The sequence below is a fragment of the Octadecabacter antarcticus 307 genome (assembly GCF_000155675.2).
In the GTDB taxonomy this organism is placed as follows: domain Bacteria; phylum Pseudomonadota; class Alphaproteobacteria; order Rhodobacterales; family Rhodobacteraceae; genus Octadecabacter; species Octadecabacter antarcticus.
Genome location: NC_020911.1, coordinates 2064150 through 2087533, shown reverse-complemented (window position 1 = coordinate 2087533; position 23384 = coordinate 2064150). Strand labels below are relative to the sequence as shown.

Here is a 23384-nt window from a genome sequence, read left to right as displayed (position 1 = left end):
TCACCATCTCAAATAGGCAGTGTTTGTTGTGCCGAGAGTGATACGGGACCATCATACCACAAGGACCTCTCTATAGAGGGAGGCCAAGTGACCAATTATGATCGCGATGATGAGGGGGAGCATCACAAGCAAGATCGGCGACACCAAAAGCCCCCATGCCCCAAACAGAAGCTGGATCAGGCCCATCGCAGCTGCGACGGTCACAAGGAAAACAACGAGACACAAAGCCGCAATACCAATTTGAAAGGCAATCGTTTTGATAAATCCAAAGCGGTGTGCCAAACGCAGGCGCTGCTTGCATCCCAGACAGTGCGTGTGTGCATTGACAGGTCCCTGTGCAAACCCGCCTTTGAACGTCATTCCCAACGCGAGGACATGTTGTATCGCCTGGCACGTTGGGCATTTAAAGTAGTAAAGACGACGGTAAAACGCGAGGATCATTGGCGCACCGACGCAGCGGACGTCGTTGTCACACCATCGCCCCCATCAATTCGCGCCCGATCAACATGCGCCTGATTTCAGACGTGCCCGCACCGATTTCCATCAGTTTGGCGTCGCGAAACAGCCGCGCAACGGGGGCGTCAGCCATAAAGCCCGCCCCGCCCAGTGCTTGCACGGCTTGATGCGCCTGCACCATCGCCTGTTCGGAGGCGTAAAGACAGCATGCGGCGGCGTCCGCACGGGTGACGGTGCCTTTGTCGCAGGCTTTGGCGACCTCGTAGACATAGGCACGCGCGGAATTCAGGGCGGTGTACATATCCGCCACCTTACCCCGCATAAGTTGGAAATTACCGATTGGTTCGCCAAATTGTTTGCGCTGCGCAATGTAGGGCATCACTTCGTCGAGACAGGCCGCCATAATGCCCAGACCTATGCCCGCCAGCACGACCCGTTCGTAATCTAGGCCAGACATCAACACGCGCACGCCGCGACCTTCTTCCCCCAGAACATTGTCGAACGGCACCTGCACATCGTCAAAGACCAGTTCTGCGGTGTTGGACCCACGCATGCCGAGCTTGTCAAAATGCGCCGATGTGGTGAAGCCAATCATTGATTTTTCAATCAAAAACGCAGTGATTCCCCTAGACCCCGCTGACGGATCAGTTTTGGCGTAAACGACCAAGGTGTCGGCCTCTGCACCATTCGTGATCCAGTATTTGGTGCCGTTGAGAACGTAGTGATCATTGCGGCGTTCTGCCCTAAGGGACATCGACACCACGTCCGATCCGGCACCGGCTTCCGACATCGCCAGCGCACCGACGTGATCACCGGAGACGAGGCGTGGCAGGTATTGGGATTTTTGCGCCTCGGTGCCGTTCAGTTTAATCTGGTTTACGCACAGGTTTGAATGCGCCCCGTAAGACAGCGCGACAGACGCCGATCCGCGTGCGATTTCTTCGACGGCTACAGTGTGGGCCAGATATGACATGCCGGCGCCGCCATAGGTTTCATCTACCGTCACACCAAGCAAACCAAGATCGCCCATTTCGCGCCAAAGCGCTGTCGGGAACAGGTTGTCGCGATCAATCTGCGCGGCCATCGGTTTCAACCGTGTCTGTGCCCACGGGTGCACCATGTCACGCAGGGCGGTCACATCATCGCCAAGATCAAAGGTCATTGAGGCAGTAAACATGGTATTTCCAAATTTATTGAACGCTTGTTCAATAATATGCCCTGCGGTAGCTGCCGCGTCAATCCCGCGGTCTCAATATTGGCGCGACATGGCCTTGTCATTGCTTTGCACCGAAACTGAGACACTATGACCGCAATATTGGTGGCAAAACCCATATCTTTGAAGATATGGGTCATATTATGCAGATATTTTCAAGTGCTGCTGTACGTGGCGTCACGTCTGATATCTTCGCACGTCTGTGGCCAACCGTCCTTAGAGCCATAACTGGCCAAAGGTATAGGTTCGTTTTCAAACAGGATTGCCCCAGCCACAAAATTAGCGTTTGGGTAATTGGTGCAGGACATTTTAGAAATCATAGACGAAGCGCTTGCGGGCAAGGGACTGTCTGCGGCTGCGGCGTCGCGGCTTGCCGTGGGCAATCCTTCGCTAATCAAAAACATGCGCACCGAAACAGGCAAGCCAAAACGGTTCAACGCACAAGCCTTGCGTCAGCTAGCAGACGTGTTGGATCTGGAATTTTATTTCGGCGAGCCCCGAACGCAGACAATCGTTCGTCTGCCAGCCGGATTTGCCGAGCGAACGGTCGAACCCCTAGCCACCGCGACAGCCCGCCAAGAGGCGCTTGAGATGGGGTTTCTGCCGATCCCCTATCACAGCGCCGCACAACCTAATTTTCGCGGCACAGCACCCGTGGCGCTGGCGCGGCAATGGCTAACAGCCAGCGAATTGGTGGCGGAATCACTTTCGTTTCTGCCGGTAGTGACAGATGACATGGTGCCAACATTGACAGTCGGTGCATTGGCGCTGCTGGACTCGTCAGATGTGGAACCGCGCGGCGACGGCATTTGGGCCTTGGCGTTAAAAGGCCGCTACATGTTCGCCCGCATTCAGCGCCCGTCACCGGACATGCTGGTTCTTAAGGCGGACAAACCCAACCATCCCGTGCAGGTTTTCAAAGGCGTTGAATTGCGCGCGCTTAAGGTGCTGGGCAAAGTGGTCTGGATCGCCCAGCAGCCCCAGTAATCATTCCCCTGTGATCAATTATCGACTTGGTTTTGCCAAACTGCGCCGACCTCGGAACGGATAATCCCCGCGATCTGTGTGCAATCGTCTATCGAAAATGTCAGCGGCAGGCGCATATCGATGATCCCTGTCAAAATGCGATCACTTTTCGGCATGCGGTCAGACGGGGCATAGCGCCAACTGTCATAGCGCGATGTGAAACCGCTCGGCTCTGCGCCGCCGAACCATTTCAGTTCAACGCCGCGCGTGCGGCAGCGCTTGATCACTTCTTGCACGGCGAAAGGCGCCCAATCGAGAAGCAGAAATTGGAACGACGACGCAACAAAGTCCTCGCGCGCTGGACGGTCTATCAGCTGCAGACCGCCCGTGTCGCGCAAACCGGTTTCCATCGACCGGTATAGCGCGTTCCAACGGGCACATTGTGCTTGCAGATCAGCCAGTTGCGGGCGTAAAATGGCCGCCCTTAGGTTGTCCATCCGGCCTGAAATATTGGGGGTTTGGTATTTGATTTGGGCAAATGCCTCGGGCGGTGGTGCAGCGCGGTGGCGGTCAAACAGCATGTAGCTGCCCGACAGCATGATCGCACGGGCCATACCGTCCGCATCATCACTGATCAGCAAACCGCCCTCGCCCGAATTGACGTGTTTATAGGTCTGGGTGGAATAGCAGCCGAATTTGCCAAAGCGTCCGGACGGCGTGCCGTTCCAATGGGCGCCCATAGTGTGGGCACAGTCTTCGATCACGGTGACTTGGGCCGCATCACACAACGCCATCAGCGCATCCATGTCACAGATATGGCCGCGCATGTGCGACAGCAGCAGCACCGACGATTGGTCCAATTTGGCCGCTAAGTCATCAAGATCAATGACCAAATCTTCGGTCACACCAACAAAAATCGGCGTGGCCCCAACGGCCGCAATGGCACCAGGAACGGGCGCAAGGGTGAACGCGTTGGTCAACACCTTGTCGCCGTGCCCGACACCGCAAGCGCGCAACGCGGTGGTCATCGCATAGCCCCCCGACGCCACAGCGAGGCAATATTTCGCCCCCGTGAGTGCTGCAAATTCTTCTTCCAGCAACGCGGCCTGTGCGATTTCGTCGCCAGATGTATTGTATCGGTGTAGACGCCCGTGGTTCAGGACCGCCAACGCCGCATCAATACCCTCCTGCGGGATCGGTTCCTGCTGGGTAAAACTGCCGCGGAATATGTCACTAGATTTCTCACTCATGATCCGTTTGTGCGTCTGTGTTGCCCACCCGTCAATGGCGATTGCGACGCACCCATCAATAGATTCACGATTTCAGGCAGGTCTTCGTAGCGATCCAGCAGCGCCTCGGGCTGCAACGCGGCCATGTCTTCACCCGACGGTCCAAACGTCACAAGGATCGATGGCACGCCAGCGGCTTTGGCAGTGTTGCGGTCCGTCGCAGTGTCGCCCACCAGACAGGTTAGCGCCGGATTGCCACCCGCGCGCCGCGCCGCTTCGAACAGATGTTCCGGATCAGGCTTTTTAACCGACAGCGTGTCAGCGCCCACCAGTGACGCGAATGCGTCTCGCACACCAAGGCGACGCATCAATTCTTCGGCCAGCCCTTCGGGTTTATTGGTGGCGATCCCAACGCCGTAGCCGCGCGATTTCAAGGCCTCAACTGCATCCATCGCACCGGGGTACATCACCGTATGGTGGTCGATGTCTTGGGCATAGGCATCCAGCAAGACCTGATATTGGCCAGAAATGTCATCCTCGCCAAACCCATCAACACGGCTAAACCCAAGTGTCAGCATCGCCCGCCCGCCGCGCAACGCCGTGCGCGCATCCTTGGCCGGATCAAGCAGCGCACCAAGGCCAAGGCCCCGGAAACACACGTTCGCCGCAGCAATCAGATCGCCGGACGTATCCGCCAATGTGCCATCAAGATCGAAAATAACCGTTTTCATACTGGACCCCTACAGTTTGGCGACCTCTGTAACCCAGCGACATGGGATGTGAAGCCCCCAAGCGGGTCGCACCCTTGCGAAATCGGCCTTTGCGCGTATGAAGGTGAAAAAACAACACAGGTGGGGCGCAATGACAGTCGCTTTGATTATTTTGGCCGCAGGCAAAGGCACTCGGATGATGTCCGACATTCCCAAGGTCCTGCATGAGGTCGCGGGCGGGTCTTTGCTGGTCCACGCGATGATGTCTGGATCTAACCTTGAACCGGAACGCACAGTCGTCGTCGCAGGCTACGGGGCTGACGCTGTTGGAGCCGTGGCGCAGGCCTTTGACGAGGACGCGATTGTCGTGATCCAACAGGAACAGTTGGGGACGGGCCACGCTGTGCTGCAGGCGCGCGCGGCTTTGGTCGATTTTGACGGAGACGTGATTATCCTGTACGGTGACACTCCGTTCATTCAGCCCGAAACACTGGACGCGATGCTGGCCGCACGTAAAGCCAGTGACGTGGTTGTTCTAGGGTTTAAGGCCGCTGATCCAGGTCGCTACGGGCGGTTGGTGATGACTGGAGACACGTTAGAACGGATCGTGGAATTCAAAGATTCATCGAACGAAGAACGCGCGATAAGCCTATGTAATTCTGGTGTTATTGCCGCCAGATCGGATGTGCTGTTTGATCTATTGGATGCTGTTTCGAACGACAACGCGGCGGGTGAATATTACCTAACCGATATTATTGGCATTGCCCGTGCCAAGGATCTGTCTGCTACCGTTGTGCGCTGCGATGAGGCTGAGACGATGGGCGTCAATTCCCGCACGGAACTGGCAGACGCTGAGGCGGCGTTTCAGGGTCGCGCACGCAAAGACGCAATGGCGAACGGCGTGTCATTGCGCGCACCCGACACGGTCTATTTCAGCTTTGATACCTATATTGGGCCGGATAGCATGGTGGAACCGAACGTGGTGTTTGCCGCGGGTGTCACGGTCGAAAACAACGCCACGATCCGCGCGTTTAGCCATCTTGAAGGCTGCCACGTGTCGCGCGGCAGCGTCGTTGGCCCCTACGCGCGGCTCCGCCCCGGAACCGAACTGGCGGAGAACGTGAAGGTCGGCAATTTCGTGGAAATCAAGAATGCCGTGATTGAGGCTGGCGCGAAGGTGAACCACCTCAGCTATATCGGCGATGCGCATGTGGGCGAGCGGAGCAACATCGGCGCAGGCACGATCACCTGCAATTACGACGGTGTGTCCAAGCACCGCACGACCATTGGCGCGGATGTGTTCGTCGGGTCCAACACAATGCTCGTGGCACCCGTCACATTGGGGAACGAAAGCATGACGGCCACCGGCACCATCGTCACAAAGAATGTGCCTGTGGGCGACATGGCGGTGGGTCGTGCACGCCAAGAGAATAAAACAGGATTTGCCCGGCGGATGCAGCAAAAGTTCAAGTCTAGTGCCGAAAACGCAGCTAAGGATTCCTGAGAATGTGCGGAATTGTGGGTATCCTTGGGCGGCACGAAGCGGCACCGATCCTTGTCGAAGCGCTGAAACGGCTCGAATATCGCGGCTATGACAGCGCGGGAATCGCAACGGTTAACGGCGGCGTTCTCGATCGCCGCCGCGCGGTGGGAAAACTGGTTAATCTACAGGATCTGCTGGTGCATGAACCGTTGGCGGGAAAATCCGGCATCGGGCACACTCGGTGGGCGACCCATGGCGAAGCCAACGTGAAAAATGCACACCCGCATCAGACCAGACGCGTGGCTGTGGTTCACAACGGTATTATTGAGAACTTTCGTGAACTGCGTGAATATTTATCCCAAAAAGGCATTGGGTACGAGACCGATACTGATACCGAAACCGTCGCGCTTTTGGCTCAAAGCTATCTAGATCAGGGGCTTAGCCCGCGCGACGCCGCTGAACAGACAATTACCCGCCTGCGCGGCGCCTATGCGCTGTGTTTTCTGTTTGAAGGCGAAGACGATCTGATGATCGCGGCCCGCAAGGGGTCGCCACTGGCAATCGGGCACGGTGACGGCGAAATGTTCGTCGGTTCGGACGCGATTGCGCTGGCGCCAATGACGGACCAAATCACTTATCTGGACGAAGGTGACTGGGCCGTCATCACGCGGGCATCGTTAGAAATCCGCGACAGCGAAGGTCGGATTGCCAACCGCGAAATTCGTATTGTCAGGATTGATACTGCGTCTGTCGACAAAGGCGGCCATAAGCATTTCATGGCGAAAGAAATCGCCGAACAGCCGTCGGTGCTGACCAATGCGCTGGGGTATTATATTCAGGATGGCAACATCGTATTGCCCGATCCGGGTCTGGATTTCGCACAGATTGATCGCCTTACAATGGTGGCTTGTGGCACCGCATTCTACGCCTGCCTTGTGGCGAAATACTGGTTCGAACAAATTGCCCGCCTGCCCGTCGAGATCGATGTCGCATCCGAATTCCGCTACCGTGAGCCTCCGATCCCGAAAGGCACAGCCGCGTTGTTCGTCAGCCAATCGGGTGAGACGGCGGACACCTTGGCGGCGTTGCGATACTGTGAAGGCAAGGTCGACAAGATAGTGTCAGTGGTGAACGTTCCCGAAAGTTCAATCGCGCGCGAAAGCGATTTGCCGCTACCGATTCTGGCAGGCACAGAGATTGGCGTCGCGTCAACAAAGGCGTTCACGTGCCAGCTGACAGTGCTTGCGATTTTGGCAATCAAGGCCGCTCAGGATCGTGGACACATGAACGCCGATCAAGTGGCCGAAGCGCTGGAGCAAGTAAAGTCTGTGCCCGGCTTAATGAGCCATGCGTTGGCCCTCGGCGAGCGCATGAAAACTATGTCACGCAAGCTGGCAGAAGCACGCGACATCCTGTTTTTGGGCCGAGGACCGATGTATGCCTTAGCCCACGAAGGCGCATTAAAACTGAAAGAAATCAGTTATATACACGCAGAAGCTTATGCATCAGGTGAACTTAAACATGGGCCAATCGCACTGGTCGATGAACACGTGCCTGTCATCGTCATGGCGCCGCGCGACGCGCTGTTCGAAAAGACGATTTCGAACATGCAAGAAGTCATGGCGCGCGGTGGAAAGGTATTGTTGATCACAGACAAGCAGGGCGCAAAAGAGGCGGGACCTGGGGTATGGGACACGATCCTGATGCCCGAAGTTGCCCCCTTCGTCGCGCCAATCCTTTATGCAATCCCAGCCCAATTGTTGGCCTATCATACGGCCGTTGCCAAAGGCACCGACGTGGATCAGCCACGCAATTTGGCCAAATCGGTAACAGTCGAATGATCCCTATTGAAGATGCGATTGCCATTCTGCAAATCGAAGGCGACGGGCAAAAAGCAGTTGAAATGAAATCCCACCACAGGGCTGACCGTATTTATTTTGGCGTGCCCAACGCCGCATTAGATGCGGCGGTCAAAACTTGGCGGTCGGATTTGTCGGTTGACGACAGATTGGCGCTGGCGGCTGAGCTTTGGGACAGCAACGTCCACGAAGCCCGCGTTGCGGCGGCTAAATTATTGGTGCAGGCGCGGATCAATCCCGACGACGACGCGTGGGCGTTGATCACGTCATGGGTGCCGCAATTTGATGCTTGGGCGATTGCCGATCACGTCTGCGGTGCGGGCGCGCGCCGGTTGTTGGCAGACCCATCGCGGCTGGACGTCGTCGAAAGCTGGACCACGTCAGAGCATATCTGGACCAAGCGTGCGGCGATGGTCATGACCTTGCCGTGGACGAAAATGAACAACCCCAAGCCGGATGATCTGGCAGCGCGGGAACGTATTTTGGGCTGGGCGGCAGCATACACCAACGACCAAGCGTGGTTCATTCAAAAGTCCGTTTCTTGGTGGTTGCGCGAATTGGGCCGCCACGACGCGCCACGGGTTTGGGCGTTTTTGGATGCCCATGGCGACAAGATGAAACCTTCCCTTCGCAAGGACGCGTGCCGAAATTTGCCGCCCCGCTAGCGCGCCCTTTGCGGCGAAGTCTGTGATCTGTGCAAGCATGACCCCGAGGAGTTACCGACATGATTAATCTGACCCCCCAAGTAAACCTATTGGCTGAGCGCATCCAGCCGCTGCGTCAGGGACCTGCACGTGTTTTGGTCGCGATTGCAGGCCCGCCTGCCAGCGGAAAGACCATGTTGGCGGATGAACTGGCGCGGCGGCTCAACGCGCAGAAATGTCAAACTGTGGTGGTGCCACAAGACGGGTTTCATCTGGACAATCAGGTTCTTGAGGAACGTGGCCAGCTACACCGCAAAGGCGCACCGCAGACGTTCGATGGTGCAGGGTTTGTGCATATAGTGCGCCGCCTGAAAGAGCGCGCCGACGTGGCGGTGCCGACGTTTGATCGCACGCGCGACATTTCAATTGCTGGGGCGCGGATCGTCCCCGCCAGCGCCGAAGTGATCATCGTTGAAGGCAATTATTTGCTGTATGACGATGCGCCTTGGTTCGATCTGGCGTCGCTTTGGACGCTGTCTGTGCGCCTTGACGTGCCAATGGAAGATTTACGCGCGCGGCTGATCCAACGCTGGTTAGGGCATGGTTTAAGCCGCACAGCAGCCACGCGGCGTGCCACAAGCAACGATGTCCCGAACGCACAAAGCGTGCTGGATAAGGCGCTGCCTGCGACGTTAACACTTGCGCCGGACGGCACGTTAGCCTGACGCGCGAGCAGTTGTAATATCGCGTTTCAAGCGTACGTTAAGCGGACCCATTCATGAGGACCGCTATGCCAACTGACTTTACACCCCTCGCCTCCCTTGGGGGTGGCATTTTGATCGGGCTGGCGTCCGTTCTGCTGATGGCGAATTTTGGTCGGCTCATGGGCGCAACTGGCATTTTGGCGGGCTTTCTTATGCCAACGTCGCGCAGCGAATGGGGCTGGCGCGCAAGCCTGCTTGCCGGAATGGTTAGCGCGCCCGTGCTCGTTTGGTCAATCATCGGGCAATCGGTGACGGTTCAAGTGCCGGTTTCGACGGCAGCTATGATTATTGGCGGGTTGATCGTCGGGGTAGGCGTGACATTTGGCGGCGGATGCACATCAGGGCACGGCGTCTGTGGCATCGCGCGTTTGTCGCCGAGATCCGTTGTGGCCACGGTGGTGTTTATGTTCGCGGCAGTTGTGACGGTTTACGTTACGCGCCATGTGATTGGGGGGCCGGCATGATGCGGTTTTTGATGACTTATGAATCCGGGTTAATTTTTGGGTTCGGCATAATCTTGGGTGGCATGGCAAACCCTGCCAAGGTGTTGAACTTCTTTGATGTTGCCGGAACATGGGATCCGTCGCTGGCGTTTGTTATGGGCGGTGCATTGGGCGTCACTGCGTTGGGATATCGCATCGTTTTGCGCCGTCCTGCCCCACGTATGGCCGACATATTCCACCTGTCAACGCTGCTCCGTATTGATGTGCCGCTGATCGCAGGTTCGGCTGCGTTTGGCATCGGTTGGGGCGTCGCTGGGTTCTGCCCCGGTGGGGCGTTGCCCGTCATCGGAACGCTGGACCCTGCCGTGCTGACCTTTACGGGCGCGATGATCGCTGGCATCGTTATTGCCAAGGCCATTAAATCAAGATCACAACCGTTGGGACATACAGCATGACCGTAAACATGGAAATTAAGGCGCACGTCGAAGGATTCTTTGACAATGATACTAACACAATCAGCTATATCGCCAAGGACCCAAATTCGGATCATTGCGCGATTATCGACAGCGTGATGGATATTGATTACGCCGCCGGACGCATCACATCGCAAAACGCCGATCAGCTGATTGCGCGGATTGGCGAACGCGGGCTGGTGCTGGACTGGATTATTGAGACCCATGTGCACGCGGACCACCTGAGCGCTGCGCCCTATTTGCAAGACAAGCTAGGCGGCAAGATCGGCGTTGGTGAAAAGATCATGGTGGTGCAGGAAACCTTTGGCAAAGTGTTTAACGAGGGCACGGAATTCCAGCGCGACGGGTCGCAGTTTGATGCACTGTTCAGCGACGGCGACACCTACACCGTTGGCGAGATGAGCTGTTTTGTCATGGCCACACCAGGGCATACGCCTGCTTGTATGGTGCATGTGATGGGGAACGCCGCGTTTGTCGGGGACACGCTGTTCATGCCCGACGGCGGATCAGCGCGGGCAGATTTCCCAGGTGGTGACGCGGGTGAATTGTATGACAGCATCCAAAAAGTACTGGCACTACCCGACGATATGCGCCTGTTCATGTGCCACGATTACGGGCCAAATGGCCGCGCGATTGCGTGGGAAACCACCGTAGCGGACCAACGGGCGACCAACATCCATGTGGGCGGCGGAAAGTCCCGCGAAGATTTCATCAAGTTTCGAACAGATCGCGACGCGCAACTGGCGGTACCAAAACTGATCATACCCGCATTACAGGTGAACATGCGGGCGGGCCATGTGCCGACAGATAAGGACGGAAATCCGGTGCTGAAGGTGCCTGTGAACGGGTTGTGATGCGCGTGCCGCGAGCGTGAAAGGCGCGCAACCCGCACCCTCATGGCTCTGGCGCAATGCTCCGTCCTTCAGACACCTGACTTCGGATCTTGGCTTTCGATCTTGGCTTTGGAACCTTAGATATTTTAAAACAAAGACGGGGAACAGTGTTTAGGACGCGATGATTTCGAATTTGGCGACGTCGACCATGCCACGGTCGGTGATTTTCAGCATTGGAATCACCGGCAACGCGAGGAACGACAGTTGCAGGAACGGTTCTTCAAGTGTGACGCCTAACGATTTGGCAGCAGCACGCAGGATTTCAAGTTTTTCGCGGACGTGTTCGAAAGGCTCAAGGCTCATAAGGCCTGCGACGGGGAGTGCGAGTTCGGCTAGGATTTTCCCGTTTTCAGTGACGACAAAACCACCCTCAAGCACAGTCATGCGATTGGCGGCCAGCGCCATATCATGGTAATTTGCACCAACACAGGCGATGTTGTGATGATCGTGGCAGACGGTGGATGCAATGGCGCCGCGTGTGAGACCAAAGCCTTTGACAAAGCCCGTGGCGATGTTGCCGTTGATTCCGTGGCGCTCGATGACGGCGATTTTGATCAGGTCGCGGGCGATGTCGGGCGCTTTGTCACCGTTTCGCGGCTCGATAACTTCATACAGATGGTCGGTGATGATTTTGCCAGGGATGACGCCGATCACGTCGGTCTCTGCGCGGTTGGATGTGGTGCGAAAATCGACCGCCGTGACGCTGGGAGCCTTGACGGACTTGCGCCCAATGGGGGGGGTGATCTTGCGTGCGTAAAACGCAGCTTCAGCGGCGTGGATCCCGCCGCAAAACGTCATTTTCGCATCGCAATTTTCCAAACTGCCAAGGGCGGCGATATCGGCACGCTGCCCCGGTGCGATAAGCCCGCGATCCTTTAATCCAAACGCTTCGGCAGCCGACAACGACGCGGCGCGGTAGACGGCGACAGGCGACGTGCCGCGCGCGATGGCGGTGCGGATCATGTAATCCAGATGTCCGTGTTCGCCGATATCCAACGGGTTTCGATCATCGGTGCAAAAGCACATATAGCTGGCTGTCCGTTCATTGAGCAGAGGCAAAAGCGCGTCAAGATCTTTGGACACCGAGCCCTCGCGGATCAGCACGCGCAGCCCTTTTTGCAGCTTTTCACGGGCTTCATCGGCAGTCGTGGCTTCGTGTTCAGTGCGAATGCCAGCAGCGATGTAGGCGTTGAGATCTTTCCCCGACAACATGGGCGCGTGGCCGTCAATATGGCCGCCTTTAAACATCTCTAGCTTCGCCATTATCCTTGGGTCTTGGTGGATCACTCCGGGATAATTCATTACCTCAGCCAGACCAATCACGGCCGCGTGGTCGCGCAACGGGATCAGGTCCGCCGCCTCAATCCGCGCGCCAGACGTCTCCATGTCGGTCGAGGGCACACAGGAGCTGAGGTTGACGCGGATATCCAGAACTGTTTCAAGCGCCGCCGCAAGAAAATACTGGATACCCGCGACGCCCAAAACGTTTGCAATTTCATGGGGATCACAGATCGCGGTGGTCACGCCAAGCGGTGTGACGAGGCGGTCAAATTCAAACGGCGTAACAAGACTGCTTTCAATATGCAGATGCGTGTCGATGAAACCGGGCACGAGGGTGAGGCCAGTGACATCTACGACCTCACGGCCGTCGTAATCCGCGCAGGTGCCAACAATCGTATCGCCGCAAATTGCCACGTCACCGTCCAGCATCTCGCCGGTGATGACGTCAAACACCTGAGCGCCACGTAGAACCAAATCTGCCGGAGCGTCGCCCCGCCCCTGCGCAATTCGCGTTGTGAGTTCGGCCATGTGCAATCCCCCTGCATTTGCGCCACCAGACAGCAGATCACAGGCAACGTCTAGGTTCGGAGTGGGTCAGGCGCTAGTAATCATCGTTACCCAGCTGGCCTGATGGCGCGAACGTCTGCACGAAACGTTCAAAATCACCCACCGCCAGGGGCCGCGTGATGAGGTAACCTTGCGCTTCTCCACAGTTGTTATCTGTCAACCAATCCAATTGTTCCTGCGTTTCGACGCCTTCGGAAACGACTGTCGCACCAATTTGCTGGCCGAGGGTCAGGATCAGCTGGACGATCGGGCCCGAGGCCGGCAATTGGTCAATGAACGAGCGGTCAATTTTCAGACAGGTCAGCGGAAAACGCGAAATATAAGACAGGTTGGAATAGCCAGTGCCAAAGTCATCAATCGCGATGCGATACCCGATTGCTGTGATCGCCCGCAGCTTTTCGGCAATCTGGTTGTGTTCGCCAATCAGCACTGTCTCTGTGATCTCAAGCTCAATCCTGCCGTGCGGGAAACCCGGCTTCGCCGCGAGGTCTTGCAACGTTGTCACGAACCCCGGGTCGGAAAACTGGCGCGGCGACACATTCAATGAGACATCAAGATCGAGCCCCGCTTGATGCCATGCAATCGCTTGGGTGCAGCCGATTTCCAGAACAATGCGACCCAATTCGTCAATCAAGCCAGTCTCTTCGCAGATCGGGATGAACACGTCCGGCATAACCATGCCCCGTTCGGGGTGCAGCCAGCGCACCAAACCTTCGGCGCCCACGATCTTTCCTGATTTGATATCGAGGCGGGGCTGATAATGCAGAATAAATTCCTCCGCCAAAACAGCATGACTGAGCGCAGCCTCAATCTTATCGCGGGCGATCGCGGCATCGCCCATTTCGGTAGTAAAAAACGTGGTGCAGTTTCGGCCACCCTGTTTGGAGGCATAAAGCGCGATGTCGGCCTGACGCATCACAGTCGAGAAACTGTCTGTGTCAGACGAATGTCCAGCGATCCCTACGCTGATCGTGGCGTCGATGCGGGTCTTGTCGTGCAAAATCGTTTTGGAGATTGCGTGCCGCCGTTTTTCCACCTGCAATTCAAGCGTCGCTTTGGAACTGTCACCGTCAATGACGATCACAAATTCATCACCACCCAGACGCGCGACCAAATCTTGCGGGCTCAGAACTGCGCGCGCACGAGTGGCAATTTGTTTAAGTACGGTATCGCCCGCGTCATGGCCATAGCGGTCATTAATCAGTTTAAAGCGATCCACATCAAAGAAGATCACCGCGCAGCCAGCGGTGTCGCCACGGCCTTCGCGCCCTTCAAGATAACTCTGTAGATAGGATCGATTGTGCAGGTTTGTCAGTTGATCGCGCTGCGCGAGATGTCGCGCGGTGTCGCGGGCTTCTTTGAGTTCGCTGACATCAATGGCGGTGAGCAGGATCGCAGGTTGCCCCGTCACCGCGTCTGAACAGCTTTTGATGGAAAGGTCGAACCATCGGGTCCCCGCAATGGTGTACACTTTCGTAAGCAACCGATTTTCGCCCACATCGTCAATGCGCGCCATCATCTGCGCAAAGTCCTGCGGGTCAACCAGCAAAGCTTTAAACGACTGTAGCGGCGCTCGAAATGTCTTGCGCGCGGCAGGGTTCATATACAACGGCGGCCCATCCCTGCAGAACAAGGTAATCATCACATCGGTGTGCAACAGCGCCTCGGCGCTGCGCAGGTTGTCGGGCTGATCCTCAGCGTCGCTCAGCGCCTCGCATTGCATCCCCATGCGCCCGTCATCAAGGCGATATCCACGAAAGACAACCATGACGCCCATGGGTTCACCGTTGGGATACAACGTCCAGAGTTCTGTAAAAATCGCATCCGAGCGAGAGAAATCACTTTGATATTGCTTGAGCCGATTGGCCACCGTCGGCGTCATGTCCAATGCCATATTGCGAGCACACAGTTCTTCTTCGGTGTCCGCCTGCCACAAGCTGCAAGCGGCATCGTTGGCTAACACAACCCGTGCGCGGTCAATGTCAAAGACCCAAACAGCCGCAATGAGGCGTCGCACGATGCCCAACGACGCGTCAGCAACGGTTAAAGAGGGCCTGCCCATGTCTAATGTGGACCTGATTGATCTGACCGCCATGGTTGATGCCAACCCCTTTCGAAACCAAGTACGCCCGGCCAATCCCCGACGAACCGACACAGTCCTAACGCAATGGCGCTTAAGATTATCCTAATTTCCAACCGCTGGTTTGCGCTATTGCCTGTCCGCCAACACAGGTTTCTTCTCAAGAATTCAAACAATTTCTTAAGAAATTGTAAAGCAGATAATACAACCTTAAGCTTAAAATATATTGACGTTTTTTTAACCATTTCTACGTTTAAATCTATAGTAATAAAATACATGGGTGGGATTCTAAATTGCAAGATGCAAAACGGACACAAGAAAAAGCTGCGGCATTTTTACAACCATTAGCTGCACAAATCTGGCGGGCGAAGTACCGGTATGTGACGGCTGGTGGCATAGTTGACCAAACTGTGGACGATACTTGGGCGCGAGTTGCGAGCGGTCTTGTCACGCATGAAGCCTTACCGGTTCGTGATAAAGTGGCGGCAGATTTCCGTGCGGCAATGTGCGATTTCAAAGTGCTTCCGGGGGGGGCGGATTTTGTCGGGCTGCGGCACGGCGCGCAATGTCACCTTGTCCAACACCTTCGTGATGCGCACGATCCCCGACTCCGTCGACGGGATCATGGACACGCTCAAGGATGGCGCGCTGACTATGCAGATGGGCGGAGGTGTTGGCTTCGATTTTTCAACTTTGCGGCCCTCGGGCACTGTGGTGCACGGGCTTGATTGCCGCGCGGCGGGGCCGCTTGCGGCGATGGATATCTTTGACGTCACCTGCAAAATGATCGTAAGCGGGATGGGGCGCGGCGCAATGATGGCGACGATGCGCTGCGATCACCCCGATATCGAAGCGTTTATTGTCGCGAAATCAGACCGCTCGCGGCTGCGCAATTTCAATCTGTCGGTCATGGTCACGGATGCGTTCATGGCCGCGATCGCTGCAGATACCACATGGGATTTGGTTTGGGAGGGTGCGATTATGCGCCGCCTGCGGGCGCGCGATCTGTGGAATGCAATCATGAAACAGACCTACGCCGCAGCAGAACCGGGCGTTTTGTTCATCGACAAGATCAACGCGGCCAATCCGCTGCGCTATCTTGAAAACATTGCCGCAACCAATTCGTGCGCCGAACAGCCACTGCCCCCCAACGGCACCTGCCCGCTGGCGTCGATCAATCTTGCACAATTGGTAAGCGCTCCGTTCACCCCTGACGCGCGACTGGATGTGGTACAATTACGCCAGCTTGTGCGGGTGGCGGTTCGCATGCTCGACAATTCGTTGGATGTGTCGCGCTTTGCGTTGGAGGCGCAAAAGCAGCAAGCAAAGGATCAGCGCCGCATCGGGATTGGCGTGACGGGTGTGGCGAATGCAATTGCCATGCTTGGCGCACGGTACGGATCATCCAAGGCAGTATTTTTACTGGGCAGCTGGATGCAGACAATCCAGAATGCAGCCTACGGCGCATCCGCCCTGCTAGCGAAAGAACGCGGGGTATTTCCGCGCTATGACGCCGATAAACATCTGACATCTCGGGGCATTCAAGCGCTGGATCCGGACGTTCGCACGCTGGTGGAACAACACGGATTGCGCAATGGCACGCTGACCACGATCGCCCCAACGGGGACCAAATCAATGTTTGCGGGAAATGTGTCATCAGGTATTGAGCCGATGTTTTCGACCTCGTTTTTGCGCACAATCACCAAACCCAACGGCGATAAATCGAGCGAGCGGGTCATAGATTATGCGGTGTGGCGGTTTGCGCAGATATTCGGGCCCGATGCGCCACTGCCGGACAGTTTTGTGACCGTCGCTGACTTGTCACCCGACGATCACGTCGCCATGCAGGCCGCAGCGCAAGAATGGGTTGACAGCGGGATTTCCAAGACCGTGAATTGTCCAGAGGACATTCCATTTGATACATTCAAAGACATCTACCGTGCGGCCTATGATGCAGATTGCAAAGGCTGCACGACTTATCGGCCAAATACGATCACCGGATCGGTATTGTCGTTGTGATCGGCTTGGCGTCCCTTTGGCGTCGCGCGATGCGCACAGACGCCTGGCAACCGACACATCGCCACCACAAGGGCGCGCTTTACCGTGTGATCGGCCCCGCCATTCTGGAAGCAGACCAATCAAATGTGATGATTTATGACGATGCGGACGGCACGGTTTGGGTGCGCCCAACGGATGAGTTCGGCGATGGTCGGTTCAGCCCACTGTGACGCGCCGGACTATTTAACCGCCAGACTGTTTAACACCGTCACCCCGACAGATTGTGAAAACAGCGTCATCCGGCCAAAACTGCTTAGAAACGACACCTCAGCTGCGTCCAGGCCAACGCCGATCCGTACAATTTCGTCCGCGTGAGCCATGCCCGTGGGGTCGACCAGATGCCACGCGTCGTCCAAGTACACTTCAGCGACTGCGTGAAAGTCTTGTGGCTTAACGTCCGGCGCGTAGACACTGACAAAGCGGGCGGGAATCGCCGCCGCGCGGGCCAGTGCGATCAAAACGTGGGCATAATCGCGGCATACACCTTGGCGATTTCGGCAGCTGTCTACGGCAGTGGTTTGCGCATTACTCGACCCTATAACATATTCAAAATGCTCAAAAATCCAATCACGTATCGCCGCGATCCGCGCACCACCTGACAGACGATCGAAACCTGCCCTGCCCCTAGTTTGCGTAAGATCTTGCACCTCATCAGGGAGGCAGTAACGCGATGGCATCAAATAGCGCACAACGTTGCCTGGTAATTTATGCGGCGCAATTTCGGACAGAGTGGCGATATCATGAACGCGGCGGGTCACGTCGATCTGTGCGCTGTATGAATAGGCCAGATCACCCGTGGTGCGCAGCAAGGTTCGCTGCCCGATGCCCGATTCGGCATCGACAGCTCTGATGTTTTCAATCGGCGACATCGTCACAGTTTCAGCAAGCACACGCTGATCGGGAAGGTTTGGCACCTGAACCTGCATAAAGACGTCCGTGGGTTGATCCATCCGGTAGTCCAATTGAACGTCGATATTAAGGATCATGGGTGCAGGCTTTCTAGGTGTGGCTTGGGTGCGCCATAGTCTGCAAGCAACACGACTGCAAGTCGGACACGGCGGCCAAGGATGTCGCATTTGAACCGCTAAATGTCAGTTCCCCAAAGGACGCGGCCAAATTGAACGCTCACTCTATCCCGAAGAGGGATCACTTACATGCGCTATTCCGGTTTTCAGGTGATCAAGCAGGCCCTGACTGGCCATAAAGGCTGGAAACCTGCATGGCGCGATCCTGAGCCACAGCCGCACTACGATATCATTATTATTGGTGGCGGCGGGCACGGTCTGGCGACGGCGTATTATCTGGCCAAAGAATTCGGCGGCAAACGCATTGTGGTGCTGGAAAAAGGCTGGATTGGCGGCGGCAATGTGGGGCGTAATACGACGATTATCCGGTCTAATTACCTGTTGGACGGCAATGCGCCGTTCTACGAATTTTCGCTAAAGCTGTGGGAGGGGTTGGAGCAGGATTTCAACTACAATGCGATGATTTCACAGCGTGGCATCCTGAACCTGATCCACAGCGATGCGCAGCGTGACGCGTTTATTCGACGTGGAAATGCAATGCTGTTGAACGGCATTGATGCCGATATGCTGACAACCGCGCAGATCAAGAAACGCTATCCTTATCTGAACGCCGAAGACGCACGTTTCCCCATCAAAGGCGGATTGGCACAACATCGCGGCGGCACCGTGCGCCATGATGCGGTCGCGTGGGGCTATGCACGCGGGGCCGACAGTCGCGGTGTCGATATCATACAGAACTGCGAAGTGACGGGGTTCAAGATTGAGCACGGCAAAGTCTTAGGCGTTGAAACATAACGCGGATTTATTGGCGCGGGCAAGGTCGGCTGTGCGGTCGCAGGATCATCATCGCGCCTAATGTCCAAAGCCGACATGCGCCTGCCAATGGAAAGCCATGTGTTGCAAGCCTTTGTGTCTGAAGGGCTAAAACCTGTCTTGCCCGGCGTCATCACCTTTGGCGCAGGTCACTTCTATTGCAGCCAGTCTGACAAGGGCGGCCTGGTGTTTGGCGGCGATCTGGATGGCTACAATTCCTACGCGCAGCGCGGCAACCTGCCCGTGGTAGAAGACGTCTGCGAAGGCGCGATGGCGGTCTTTCCAGCCTTTGGGCGCGCCCGGATGTTGCGCATGTGGGGCGGAATCATGGACATGTCGATGGATGGTTCCCCCATCATCGACCGCACGCATATCGACGGCCTCTATTTCAACGGCGGTTGGTGTTACGGCGGTTTTAAGGCGACCCCTGCGAGCGGGTTTTGCTTTGCGCACTTACTGGCGAAAGACGCGCCACACCCCACCGCCACCGCGTTCCGGTTTGATCGGTTCGAAAACGGCCTGATGATCGACGAAAAAGGCGTGGGCAATCAGCCCAATTTGCATTGAAGCACCTCTTCGCGCCTTCATCTTGGCCTTACAACTCAAGTCCCACATCCACCCCCAAAGGTGCCGTATGATTATCGACCACCCCCTCCTCGGCCCACGCGACAGCGCGGAATTCACCTATATGGGCGATGCCAAACTGATCGATCGCCCCGATCCCGATAGTGATACCGCTGAGCGCGATTTTTATGAATACGCCTATTTGCGCCACAATCCAGCCGGTTGGCACGATGAGTTGTGGTTTCACGAAGCGGGCGATCGCAGCTGGCTTGTCGTGACCCGCAACACGCTAACCCATGAAATTTCCAAGGTTGAGTTGGCCCGCGATGTGGCCCGCCAGAGGGGGCGTTCGAAATGATCCAGAAAAACAGATTGGACGGCGGGCAGATCGATACGGCCACACCGCTGAAATTCAAATTTGATGGCAAATCCTACACGGGGCAAGCAGGCGATACGCTGGCCTCTGCCTTGCTCGCAAATGGTGTGCGCCTCATGGGGCGGTCGTTCAAATATCACCGCCCGCGCGGTGTTTTGTCTGCGGGATCCGAGGAACCCAATGCGCTGGTCGAGTTGCGCAGCGGTGCACGCCAGGAACCCAACACGCGGGCCACAACGATTGGACTGTTCGAAGGGCTTGAGGCTAAAAGTCAGAACCGTCTTGGATCATTGCGGTTCGATGCGATGGCGATCAATGACCGCTTTTCAAACTTCCTGACGGCGAGATTTTATTACAAGACGTTCATGTGGCCCAAAGTGTTCTGGGAAAAGGTATATGAGCCGATTATTCGTAAGGCTGCTGGCCTCGGATCATTGTCATTGCTCGACGATCCTGACGTATACGAAAAAGGGTTCCTGCACTGTGATTTGCTGATTATCGGCGCGGGCCCTGCGGGTCTGATGGCGGCACTGACGGCGGGGCGTTCGAGCGCAGATGTGATCCTCGCAGACGAAGATTTCCGTATGGGCGGGCGTTTGAACAGCGAAACGTTCAGCATAGGCGACGAGGCTGGTGCGGACTGGGCGGCAGGTGTCCTGTCCGAACTCACCAACTTGCCAAACGTGCGCATCATGCCCCGCACAACCGTTATCGGTGCGTTTGATCATGGTATTTACGGTGCGGTTGAACGTGTCAGCGACCACATCGCAGTGCCGGATGCTGGCAAGCCCCGCCAAATCCTGTGGCGTATCTACACGCGGCGCACAGTGCTGGCAGCCGGCGCGATTGAACGCCCGATTGCGTTTGAAAACAACGACCGCCCAGGCATTATGCTGGGGTCTGCGATCCGCACCTATGCCAACCGCTTTGCCGTCGCCACCGACAAGCGCGTGGCGATTTTCACCAACAATGACGACGGCCATCGCACCGCGGCTGATCTGCACGCAAAGGGCGTTAAGATTGCGGCCGTTGTGGACGTGCGCGCGGACGCGCCCAGAAGTTTGGATTTTGAGGTGGTGCATGGCCAAGTCGTTGATACCAAGGGGCGGCTTGGTCTGACATTCGCCGAAGTAAAACTGGCGGACGGGACCACTCGCACCCTTGATATTGGCGCGCTTGGGATGTCGGGCGGTTGGAATCCGAACTTCCATATGACCTGCCATCAACGCGGTCGCCCGACGTGGAACGATGATCTGGCCGCGTTCGTCCCAGGTGGCACCCTGCCCGATGGCATGATCGTCGCGGGGGCGGCCAATGGCGAAATGTCCACCGCTGGCGCGTTGCGTGGCGGGGCGCAGGCGGCGAAATTGGCGCTTGGCCTGAAGGGGCGCATGGCGAAGATACCCGAGGCCGAAGACACGCCCGTGAAGCTGACGCCGTTCTGGTACGTTGAAGGCTGCAGCCGCGCGTGGCTGGATCAGCAAAACGACGTGACCGTGAAAGACGTCAAACTGAGCCACCAAGAAGGTTTTCGGTCTGTCGAACACCTGAAACGCTATACCACGCTGGGCATGGCGACCGATCAGGGCAAAACGTCCAACATGGGCGGCCTTGCGATCATGGCTGAACTTGCCGGTAAAACCATCCCCGAAGTTGGCACCACTATTTTCCGCCCCCCCCTATACGCCAACGGCAATTGGCGTTTTGGCGGGGCGGCATCGCGGGCAGGATTTCCACCCTAAACGCCTCACGCCCTCGCACAAATGGGCCACCGAACAGGGTGCGGTTTTTGTTGAGGTCGGCAATTGGATGCGTGCGCAGTGGTTCCCCAAAGAAGGTGAGACCCATTGGCGTGGAAGTGTCGATCGTGAGGTTCTCGCGACGCGCGGTTCTGTCGGCGTGTGCGACGTAACGACGTTGGGCAAGATTGATGTGCAAGGTGCGGATGCTGCGATTTTCCTCAACAAGATCTACTGCAACGGGTTTGCAAAGCTCGCCGTGGGGAAGGTTCGTTATGGACTGATGTTGCGCGAAGACGGCATTGCCTTGGACGACGGCACGGCGGGGCGATTGGCGACAGATCATTTCGTCGTCACAACGACCACCGCCAACGCCCTGGCTGTCTATCGCCACATGGAATTCGTCCGCCAGTGCCTGTTCCCTGACCTTGACGTGCAGCTGATTTCTACCACCGAGGCCTGGGCGCAATACGCAGTTGCAGAGCCAAACGCACGCAAGCTATTGGAGAAAATCGTTGATCAAGACATCAGCAACGACGCCTTCCCCTTCATGGCCTGCGCCAACATCACTATCTGTGCCGGCTTACGGGCGCGGCTGTTCCGCATCTCGTTTTCCGGCGAACTGGCTTATGAAATCGCCGTCCCAACGGCCTACGGCGACGCACTCATGCGCAAGATCATCCAGGCGGGTGCGGAGTTTGATATCACCCCATACGGCACGGAAGCCTTGGGCGTGATGCGCATCGAAAAGGGTCATGCGGCGGGCAATGAATTGAACGGCACAACAACCGCCGCGAACCTAGGCATGGACCGCATGGTGAGTGGGCTGAAGGACAGCATCGGCAAAGTCCTTTCACAGCGCGAAGGATTGAATGCAGATGGTGATCTGCGCCAAGTCGGCATCAAACCAGTCGATCCAAACAACCCGGTGCCTGCAGGTGCACACCTGATGAGCGCGGACGGGCCGATCGATGCCGCACACGATCAAGGCTACGCGACAAGCGCCTGTTACTCGCCAAACTTGGGCCATTCGATAGCCATCGGGTTCCTCAAAAACGGCAGCGAACGGTTGGGCGAAAAGATGCGTCTGGTCAGCCCGCTGACAGGCGTGAATGTCAACGTGGAGATTGTCAGCGCGCATTTCATTGACCCACAGGGGGAACGGCTTCGTGCATGATCTTCAACCAGTCACTGCATTGGGTGGAACCGAAGGGCGCGTCGATGCCTTTGACCACATCACCATAACGGAAAATGACGGAGTCGCGCTCGCGTCGGTCGCCGCGCGCACAGGGCGCGAGGCTGCATGCCACAAAGTGCTGAAAAAACTGATCGGCGCCGTGCCCAAAACCGGACGCGTGGTGCTGCATGACCCCGACGCTGGGTTTTGCACAGGCCCGGATCAATGGATGATCAGCGCGCCGCGAGTGAGCCACGAATTGATCGCCGACCAGCTGAAAACCCTGTTTGGCGACAACGCGTCGGTGACGGAACAATCAGGCGCTTGGGTATGTTTTGACATCACAGGTCCCGCAATGCGCGACATGTGTGAACGATTGTGTAACATTGCGATCCGCACAATGGTGGCGGGCGACGTGCAGCGAACGGTCATTCACCAGCTTGGCTGCTTTGTGTTACGGCGCACGGATGATAATCACATCCGCATCTTTGGCCCACAAGCGTCAGCGACGACGTTGCATCACGCGCTAATTATGGCCGCCGCGTCAATCGCTTGAACACCACAAATTGCC

The 23384-nt window shown here is 56.7% G+C and carries 19 protein-coding genes and 3 pseudogenes; 15 read left to right on the top strand and 7 right to left on the bottom strand.

All coding sequences use genetic code 11. From position 1 onward, the window contains the following. Window positions 1-51: 51 nt before the first annotated feature. Window positions 52-282, bottom strand: a complete 231-nt coding sequence (locus OAN307_RS10580; RefSeq protein WP_144055557.1) for a hypothetical protein — start codon at window positions 280-282, stop codon at window positions 52-54. A gap of 187 nt (window positions 283-469) precedes the next feature. Then, on the bottom strand, window positions 470-1633 hold the full coding sequence (locus OAN307_RS10575; RefSeq protein ID WP_015499740.1) for an acyl-CoA dehydrogenase family protein: 1164 nt from the start codon (window positions 1631-1633) through the stop codon (window positions 470-472). Window positions 1634-1966: 333 nt separating this feature from the next. Between OAN307_RS10575 and OAN307_RS10570 the strand changes: the two genes are divergently transcribed. Next, window positions 1967-2656 (top strand): S24 family peptidase, encoded by a 690-nt coding sequence (locus OAN307_RS10570; protein WP_015499739.1) that lies wholly within the window; start codon window positions 1967-1969, stop codon window positions 2654-2656. 14 nt (window positions 2657-2670) lie between these two features. On the opposite strand, the gene OAN307_RS10565 is transcribed toward OAN307_RS10570, so the two are convergent. After that, entirely contained in the window at window positions 2671-3885 is a 1215-nt protein-coding gene (locus OAN307_RS10565) for a DegT/DnrJ/EryC1/StrS family aminotransferase (protein WP_015499738.1), read from the bottom strand. After that, a complete protein-coding gene (locus tag OAN307_RS10560; protein WP_015499737.1) occupies window positions 3882-4595 on the bottom strand; it encodes an HAD-IA family hydrolase in 714 nt (237 codons plus the stop codon). Before OAN307_RS10560 ends, OAN307_RS10565 begins: the two co-directional genes overlap by 4 nt. A gap of 130 nt (window positions 4596-4725) precedes the next feature. Here OAN307_RS10560 and glmU point away from each other — a divergent pair, with 130 nt between their 5' ends. The 7 genes from glmU (at window position 4726) to OAN307_RS10525 (ending at window position 11094) form a co-directional block, all read left to right on the top strand. After that, window positions 4726-6078, top strand: a complete 1353-nt coding sequence (gene glmU / locus OAN307_RS10555) for a bifunctional UDP-N-acetylglucosamine diphosphorylase/glucosamine-1-phosphate N-acetyltransferase GlmU (protein WP_015499736.1) — start codon at window positions 4726-4728, stop codon at window positions 6076-6078. Window positions 6079-6080: 2 nt separating this feature from the next. Beyond that, window positions 6081-7898, top strand: a complete 1818-nt coding sequence (gene glmS, locus OAN307_RS10550; protein ID WP_015499735.1) for a glutamine--fructose-6-phosphate transaminase (isomerizing) — start codon at window positions 6081-6083, stop codon at window positions 7896-7898. Next, window positions 7895-8581: a DNA alkylation repair protein gene (locus tag OAN307_RS10545; RefSeq protein ID WP_015499734.1), complete on the top strand. Its 687-nt coding sequence runs from the start codon at window positions 7895-7897 to the stop codon at window positions 8579-8581. Before glmS ends, OAN307_RS10545 begins: the two co-directional genes overlap by 4 nt. A gap of 59 nt (window positions 8582-8640) precedes the next feature. Beyond that, entirely contained in the window at window positions 8641-9285 is a 645-nt protein-coding gene (locus OAN307_RS10540; RefSeq protein ID WP_015499733.1) for a nucleoside/nucleotide kinase family protein, read from the top strand. A gap of 65 nt (window positions 9286-9350) precedes the next feature. Continuing rightward, window positions 9351-9788: a YeeE/YedE family protein gene (locus OAN307_RS10535; RefSeq protein ID WP_015499732.1), complete on the top strand. Its 438-nt coding sequence runs from the start codon at window positions 9351-9353 to the stop codon at window positions 9786-9788. Then, window positions 9788-10222: a DUF6691 family protein gene (locus OAN307_RS10530; RefSeq protein ID WP_044044665.1), complete on the top strand. Its 435-nt coding sequence runs from the start codon at window positions 9788-9790 to the stop codon at window positions 10220-10222. The genes OAN307_RS10535 and OAN307_RS10530 overlap by 1 nt, the downstream gene beginning before the upstream one ends. After that, window positions 10219-11094 carry an MBL fold metallo-hydrolase gene (locus OAN307_RS10525; protein WP_015499730.1) on the top strand — a complete coding sequence of 292 codons (876 nt, stop codon included), beginning with the start codon at window positions 10219-10221 and terminating at the stop codon, window positions 11092-11094. The genes OAN307_RS10530 and OAN307_RS10525 overlap by 4 nt, the downstream gene beginning before the upstream one ends. Before the next feature lie 150 nt (window positions 11095-11244). On the opposite strand, the gene ade is transcribed toward OAN307_RS10525, so the two are convergent. Then, window positions 11245-12942, bottom strand: coding sequence for an adenine deaminase (gene ade / locus OAN307_RS10520; RefSeq protein WP_015499729.1), 1698 nt, complete (start codon window positions 12940-12942; stop codon window positions 11245-11247). 73 nt (window positions 12943-13015) lie between these two features. Then, entirely contained in the window at window positions 13016-15076 is a 2061-nt protein-coding gene (locus OAN307_RS10515) for a putative bifunctional diguanylate cyclase/phosphodiesterase (protein ID WP_015499728.1), read from the bottom strand. Window positions 15077-15441: 365 nt separating this feature from the next. Between OAN307_RS10515 and OAN307_RS30955 the strand changes: the two are divergent. The 3 genes and pseudogenes from OAN307_RS30955 to OAN307_RS10505 form a co-directional block, all read left to right on the top strand. Then, a pseudogene (locus OAN307_RS30955) lies at window positions 15442-15528 on the top strand (hypothetical protein); the annotation flags it as partial. Then, window positions 15515-17080 (top strand): adenosylcobalamin-dependent ribonucleoside-diphosphate reductase, encoded by a 1566-nt coding sequence (locus OAN307_RS10510; RefSeq protein ID WP_333783208.1) that lies wholly within the window; start codon window positions 15515-15517, stop codon window positions 17078-17080. The pseudogene OAN307_RS30955 and the gene OAN307_RS10510, both read left to right, overlap by 14 nt. Then, window positions 17020-17289 (top strand): DUF1653 domain-containing protein, encoded by a 270-nt coding sequence (locus tag OAN307_RS10505; protein WP_015499726.1) that lies wholly within the window; start codon window positions 17020-17022, stop codon window positions 17287-17289. The genes OAN307_RS10510 and OAN307_RS10505 overlap by 61 nt, the downstream gene beginning before the upstream one ends. A 9-nt stretch (window positions 17290-17298) precedes the next feature. On the opposite strand, the gene OAN307_RS10500 is transcribed toward OAN307_RS10505, so the two are convergent. Continuing rightward, window positions 17299-18105 carry a transglutaminase-like domain-containing protein gene (locus OAN307_RS10500; RefSeq protein ID WP_015499725.1) on the bottom strand — a complete coding sequence of 269 codons (807 nt, stop codon included), beginning with the start codon at window positions 18103-18105 and terminating at the stop codon, window positions 17299-17301. Window positions 18106-18273: 168 nt separating this feature from the next. On the opposite strand from OAN307_RS10500, the pseudogene OAN307_RS10495 reads away from it, so the two are divergent. The 4 genes and pseudogenes from OAN307_RS10495 (at window position 18274) to OAN307_RS10480 (ending at window position 23369) form a co-directional block, all read left to right on the top strand. Continuing rightward, window positions 18274-19524: pseudogene (locus OAN307_RS10495) on the top strand (sarcosine oxidase subunit beta family protein). 67 nt (window positions 19525-19591) lie between these two features. After that, the gene (locus tag OAN307_RS10490; protein ID WP_015499724.1) at window positions 19592-19879 is read left to right on the top strand and encodes a sarcosine oxidase subunit delta; all 288 of its coding nucleotides are present in this window, start codon (window positions 19592-19594) and stop codon (window positions 19877-19879) included. Next, window positions 19876-22813, top strand: a pseudogene (locus OAN307_RS10485) (sarcosine oxidase subunit alpha family protein). Before OAN307_RS10490 ends, OAN307_RS10485 begins: the two are co-directional and overlap by 4 nt. Next, the gene (locus OAN307_RS10480) at window positions 22806-23369 is read left to right on the top strand and encodes a sarcosine oxidase subunit gamma (RefSeq protein ID WP_015499723.1); all 564 of its coding nucleotides are present in this window, start codon (window positions 22806-22808) and stop codon (window positions 23367-23369) included. Before OAN307_RS10485 ends, OAN307_RS10480 begins: the two are co-directional and overlap by 8 nt. Window positions 23370-23384 lie beyond the last annotated feature (15 nt).